Origin of the sequence: Streptomyces sp. NPDC002870, from assembly GCF_042888505.1 — a bacterium.
In the GTDB taxonomy this organism is placed as follows: domain Bacteria; phylum Actinomycetota; class Actinomycetes; order Streptomycetales; family Streptomycetaceae; genus Streptomyces.
Window position 1 is genome coordinate 1 of the sequence record NZ_JBIAPW010000089.1, and the last position, 1,720, is coordinate 1,720.

Sequence of the window (1,720 nt, forward strand, 5' to 3'; positions counted from 1 at the left end):
GGTACTGCCGGTGCGGCCACTGCGTCGGTGTCGGAGCCGAAGCCGACGATTGTGCTTGAGCATGGGGCGTTCGCGGATGCTTCGAGCTGGAACGGTGTGATCGAGCGGTTGCAGAAGTCGGGGTACCGGGTGGTGGCCGCGGCGAATCCGCTGCGCGGACCGGCCAGTGACGCCGCGTATCTGCGCACGGTCGTGGACCGTATCGAGGGGCCGGTGGTTTTGGTGGGCCATTCCTACGGCGGCACCGTGATCAGTGACGCGGCCGCCGGTCACGAGGACAAGGTCACGGCGCTGGTCTACATCGCCGCGTTCATACCCGAGGCGGGCGAGACCTCGCTGGGGCTGTCGAACAAATACCCCGGCAGCACGCTCGGCAATGTCATCGAAGCGGTGCCCTACAGCCTGCCCGGAGGCGCGAGCGGCAACGACATCTACATCAAGACCGACAAGTTCCGCCAGCAGTTCGCCGCCGACGTCCCCGCGGGCGAGGCCGCCCTGATGGCCGCGGGCCAGCGGCCCATCGCCGCCACGGCCCTGGAGGAGAAGTCCACCAAGACCGCCTGGAAGACCATCCCCTCCTGGTCACTGATCGCCACCCAGGACCTCAACATCCCCCCGGCCGCCCAGCGCTTCATGTCCCAGCGCGCCCACGCACACACCGTCGAGGTCAACGCCTCCCACGCCGTCTCCGTCTCACGCCCCGACGCCGTCACCCGCATCATCCAGCAAGCAGCCACCACAACCACCCACTGACCCCAACACACCAACACACCCACACACCGGCGGGATGGAGCCCCCCCTCCCGCCGGCCCCGCAGAACCACAACCCCGCAGTCCCGCAGTCCTTTTCGCACATCATTCCTCTGGAGGAGAGACTCATGCCTTTCATCACCGTCGGCCAGGAGAACAGCACCGACATCGACCTCTACTACGAGGACCACGGCACCGGCCAGCCCGTCGTCCTGATCCACGGCTACCCCCTGGACGGACACTCCTGGGAGAAGCAGCTGCCCGCCCTCCTCGACGCCGGATACCGCGTCATCACCTACGACCGCCGCGGCTTCGGCCAGTCCAGCCAGCCCACCACCGGCTACGACTACGACACCTTCGCCGCCGACCTCCACACCCTCATGGAAACCCTCGACCTCACCGACACCGTCCTGGTCGGATTCTCCATGGGAACCGGCGAAGTCGGCCGCTACCTGGGCACCTACGGCTCCGCACGCGTCGCCAAAGCCGCCTTCCTCGCCGGACTCGAGCCCTACCTCCTCAAGACCGACGACAACCCCACCGGCGTCGACGGCACCGTCTTCGAAGGCATCCTCACCGCCGTCACCCAAGACCGCTACGCCTACTTCACCGACTTCTACCACGCCTTCTACAACCTCGACGAAAACCTCGGCACCCGCATCAGCCAAGACGTCGTCCGCGCCAACTGGGCCACCGCCGCCGCCGCATCCCCCCACGCCTCACGCGCCGCCGTCCCCACCTGGACCACCGACTTCCGCAACGACATCCCCAAAATCGACGTCCCCGCCCTCATCCTCCACGGCACCGCCGACCGCATCCTCCCCATCGAAGCCACCGCCCAGCCCTTCCACACCGCCCTCCCCCACGCCGACTACACCGTCATCGAAGGAGCCCCCCACGGCCTCCTATGGACCCACGCCCAAGAAGTCAACAACGCCCTCCTCACCTTCCTCACCAAGTAACAACCCACC

At 67.2% G+C, this 1,720-nt stretch carries 2 protein-coding genes; both read left to right on the forward strand.

Translation table 11 applies throughout. The features are described 5' to 3' along the window. A partial coding sequence (locus ACFYWY_RS38155) for an alpha/beta fold hydrolase (RefSeq protein ID WP_389196110.1) occupies positions 1 to 753 on the forward strand: 753 nt, incomplete at its 5' end. Positions 754 to 877: 124 nt separating this feature from the next. Next, positions 878 to 1,711: an alpha/beta fold hydrolase gene (locus tag ACFYWY_RS38160; protein WP_389196113.1), complete on the forward strand. Its 834-nt coding sequence runs from the start codon at positions 878 to 880 to the stop codon at positions 1,709 to 1,711. Positions 1,712 to 1,720: the final 9 nt, after the last annotated feature.

Bases quoted from the DNA above. Each gene is read 5' to 3' on its own strand.
- ACFYWY_RS38160 (WP_389196113.1), top strand. From the start codon at position 878: ATGCCTTTCATCACCGTCGGCCAGGAGAACAGCACCGACATCGACCTC.